The organism is Mycobacterium sp., assembly GCF_049281135.1.
Taxonomy (GTDB): Bacteria; Actinomycetota; Actinomycetes; order Mycobacteriales; family Mycobacteriaceae; genus Mycobacterium.
On record NZ_JBAPRN010000736.1, the window covers coordinates 1 to 3677 of the forward strand.

Here is a 3677-nt window from a genome sequence, read left to right on the forward strand (position 1 = left end):
CCAGTCCGTCGCCAAGTGGTACAGGCGCCCACCGATGAGACCGAACGGCACGGCCCACAGTGCGATGTCGTATATCACCCCGCGCTCGCCGCCGCGCGCCTCCCAGCGTCGGTCGCCGATCAGTAGCGCGGCGATGATCCCGATGATGATGAACAAGGCGTAGGCCCTCAGCGGGATCGGCCCGAGGTGCCACACCCCCTGCGGCGGGCTCGGGAAATACGCGATGACCTTCGTCGTCATGACGTGGAATTCCTCTGGCGCACACCGGCGGCGAGTTCTTCGGTCAACGCACGCATCGTCGACAGCCCGTCGGTGAGCGCAGAGACCAGTGCCGAACCCACGATGACACCATCCGCGTAGCCGGCGATCTGGGCCGCCTGCTCTCGCGACCGAACGCCCAGCCCGACTCCGACGGGAATATCGGAAACCTCTTTGACCCTGGCCACCAATTCCGGCGCTGCGTTCGACACCGCATCACGGGCGCCGGTCACACCCATCGTCGATGCGGCGTAGACGAAACCACGCGATGCCCCCACCGTGGTAGCCAGGCGCTGTGGAGTCGACGACGGCGCGACCAGGAAGATGCGGCCCAACCGGTGTTGGTCCGACGCCGCCAACCACTCGTCGGCTTCTTCGGGAATCAGATCGGGAGTGATCAGACCGGACCCACCCGCTGCGGCCAGGTCACGCGCGAAGGCGTCAACTCCGTAGCGCAGCACCGGGTTCCAATACGTCATGACCACCGCGCGGCCACCGGCCCCGCTGATCGCCTCGACGGCGGTCAACGTGTCGCGGACCCGGACTCCCCCACGCAGCGCGACCTCCGTCGCGTTCGCGATCGTCGGGCCGTCCATACCCGGATCGGAATACGGCACACCGACCTCGATGAGGTCGCAACCGGATTCGGTCAACGCCTTCATCGCATCGATCGACGCTGGGACATCGGGGTACCCGGTCGGCAGATATCCGATCAGCGCGGCACGATCTTCCCGATGGCATGCACTGAAAAGCGCTGCCAGGCCGCTCTTCTCGCTCTGCTCGACGGTCATGAGCGCTCGCTGTCCGCTTTGTCGTCGAGCAGGCCGAACCACTTCGCGGCTGTCTCGACATCTTTGTCGCCGCGGCCTGACAGGTTCACCACGATGACTGCCCCGCTGCCCATCTCGACACCCAGTTTGATCGCACCTGCCACCGCATGCGCCGATTCGATCGCCGGAATGATTCCTTCCGTCCGGCACAGCAGACGGAACGCGTCCATCGCCTCGGTGTCGGTGATCGGGCGGTATTCGGCCCGTCCCTTATCCCGCAACCACGCATGCTCCGGACCCACACCGGGATAGTCCAGGCCGGCCGAGATCGAATGCGATTCGATCGTCTGCCCGTCCTCGTCCTGCAGCAGAAACGAGAACGATCCCTGAAAAGCACCGGGCGATCCGCCGGTGAATGTCGCGGCGTGACGGCCGGTTTCGACGCCGTCGCCGGCCGCCTCGAAGCCGACCAGCCGGACACCGGGGTCGTCGAGGAACGCGTGGAATATGCCGATCGCGTTGGATCCCCCGCCGACGCATGCGGTGACTGCGTCGGGCAGTCGGCCGGCCTGATCCTGGATCTGCACGCGCGTCTCCAGTCCGATGACCCGTTGGAAGTCGCGGACCATCGTCGGGAAGGGATGTGGTCCTGCTGCGGTGCCGAAGCAGTAGTAGGTGTCGTCGGCGTTGGTGACCCAGTCGCGGAACGCCTCGTTGATCGCATCCTTGAGAGTTTTCGAACCCGATTCGACCGACACCACCTCCGCGCCCAGCAGTCGCATCCGGGCAACGTTGAGCGCTTGCCGCTCGGTGTCGACGGCACCCATGTAGATGACGCAATCCAAACCGAGCAGCGCGCACGCCGTCGCGGTGGCTACCCCGTGCTGGCCGGCGCCGGTCTCGGCGATCACTCGTGTCTTGCCCATCTGGCGAGCCAGCAAGGCCTGACCCAGCACGTTGTTGATCTTGTGAGAACCGGTGTGGTTCAAATCTTCTCGCTTGAGGAAGATTCTTGCGCCACCGGCTTGTTCGCTGAGGCGGGCAGCCTCGTACAACGGCGACGGCCGGCCGGTGTAGTGCGTCTGTAACCTGTCGAGTTCGTCGAGGTAGGCCTGGTCGGTGCGCGCCTTCTCGTAGGCCGCAGTGACTTCCTCGATCACGGCCATCAGTGCCTCGGCGACAAGCCGGCCCCCGTAAGCGCCGAAATGACCACGGGAGTCTGGATCGTGCTGAGTGGGTTCAGCGATCGCGGCGCTAGACCGCGGAAGTTCGGGGCGCAAGATTTCTGCCATCATGAACGCTCAACGTGCAAGCGGCTCATTGGGTTCGCCGGGCTAGCGTGACGGCTTGGGGCAGGACGGATGCTTACCGGCGGTGACCAGGTCAGCGACGGCAGCGCGCGGATCGCCGCTGGTGACCAAACCTTCGCCGACCAGCACCGCATCGGCGCCTGCGCCGGCGTAGGCCAGCAGGTCAGCCCTGCCTCGGACACCGGACTCGGCGACACGGATCACGTCGGACGGTAGCCCGGGAGCAATGCGCGCGAAGCAGTCGCGATCGACCCTCAGCGTCCTCAAGTCGCGGGCGTTCACACCAATGACCCGGGCTCCGGCCTGCAACGCCCGGTCGGCTTCCTCTTCAGTGTGAACCTCGACAAGTGCTGTCATACCCAGCGATTCGGTGCGCTCCAGCATCGATTCCAGCGCCGGCTGGTCCAGCGCCGCGACGATCAGCAGCAGCATGTCCGCGCCGTGCGCGCGGGCCTCGTGAATCTGGTAGGGCCCCACCACAAAGTCTTTGCGCAGTACCGGTATCGACACGGCCGCACGCACCGCGTCCAGATCGTCCAGGCTGCCATGAAAGCGGCGCTCTTCGGTCAGCACGCTGATGATCCGCGCGCCGCCGTCCTCGTATTGGCACGCCAGTGCAGCCGGATCGGAGATCGATGCGAGCTCTCCGGCCGACGGGCTGGCCCGCTTGACCTCGGCGATGACTCCGATGCCGGACTCGCGCAACGCTGCCAACACATCGCGTGGCGCCGGCGCAGCTTCGGCCGCCGCCTTGATCTCGGCCATGCTCACGACAGCCTCACGAGTGGCAACGTCGGCACGGACTCCCTCGATAATGGAGTCGAGCACGCTTGCCGAACTCATGGCTTCGGTTCCTCTCCCCGGGCGCCGCGAAACTGTCGTCGGCGTCCTTCGAAGGGTAGCGAGCGCCGGCACACGGTTCGTCACCGACCCTCGGTGTCAGGTTCAGCCGGTGGATTGTCGTCCGGCGACGACGACTCGGTCGGGTCGCGACCCTCGTCCAGCTCGTCCCAGATCATCCGCTCTGACATGGGTCCGTCATCGCGCGTTGCCGCCGACCGGCGGGCGGCGGGCGTCAGGTATTTCGCGGCGGTGCCGCGGGCCGACGTCGCCGCACGCATCAACAGCACCGCGCCGATCAGCGTGCAGGCGGCGGTCACCAAGGTGATCAACGGACCCGGGTAATACCGCTTGCTGCCCACCAGCTCGACGAGCGGCACCCGCGCGAGTTCGGCCGCACGCACCGCGACGTCGGGGATCTCCAGCGTGCTGACCGCCAGGTATCCCGCCGCCAGGCTGGCGAGGGCCACCAGCACCGCGAGCACCCGCAACGCCCAAC

At 66.5% G+C, this 3677-nt stretch carries 5 protein-coding genes; all 5 read right to left on the reverse strand.

What is annotated here, in order from left to right:
• On the reverse strand, positions 1–240 hold a 240-nt coding region (locus WAN02_RS29320; protein ID WP_422268896.1), incomplete at its 3' end, for a prolipoprotein diacylglyceryl transferase family protein.
• A complete protein-coding gene (gene trpA, locus WAN02_RS29325; RefSeq protein WP_422268897.1) occupies positions 237–1049 on the reverse strand; it encodes a tryptophan synthase subunit alpha in 813 nt (270 codons plus the stop codon). The genes WAN02_RS29320 and trpA, both read right to left, overlap by 4 nt.
• Positions 1046–2320 (reverse strand): tryptophan synthase subunit beta, encoded by a 1275-nt coding sequence (gene trpB, locus WAN02_RS29330; protein ID WP_422268900.1) that lies wholly within the window; start codon positions 2318–2320, stop codon positions 1046–1048. The genes trpA and trpB overlap by 4 nt, the downstream gene beginning before the upstream one ends.
• 42 nt (positions 2321–2362) lie before the next feature.
• Positions 2363–3181, reverse strand: a complete 819-nt coding sequence (gene trpC, locus WAN02_RS29335) for an indole-3-glycerol phosphate synthase TrpC (protein WP_422268898.1) — start codon at positions 3179–3181, stop codon at positions 2363–2365.
• Between the two features lie 80 nt (positions 3182–3261).
• The coding region (locus WAN02_RS29340; RefSeq protein WP_422268899.1) for a TIGR02234 family membrane protein at positions 3262–3677 on the reverse strand (416 nt) is incomplete at its 5' end.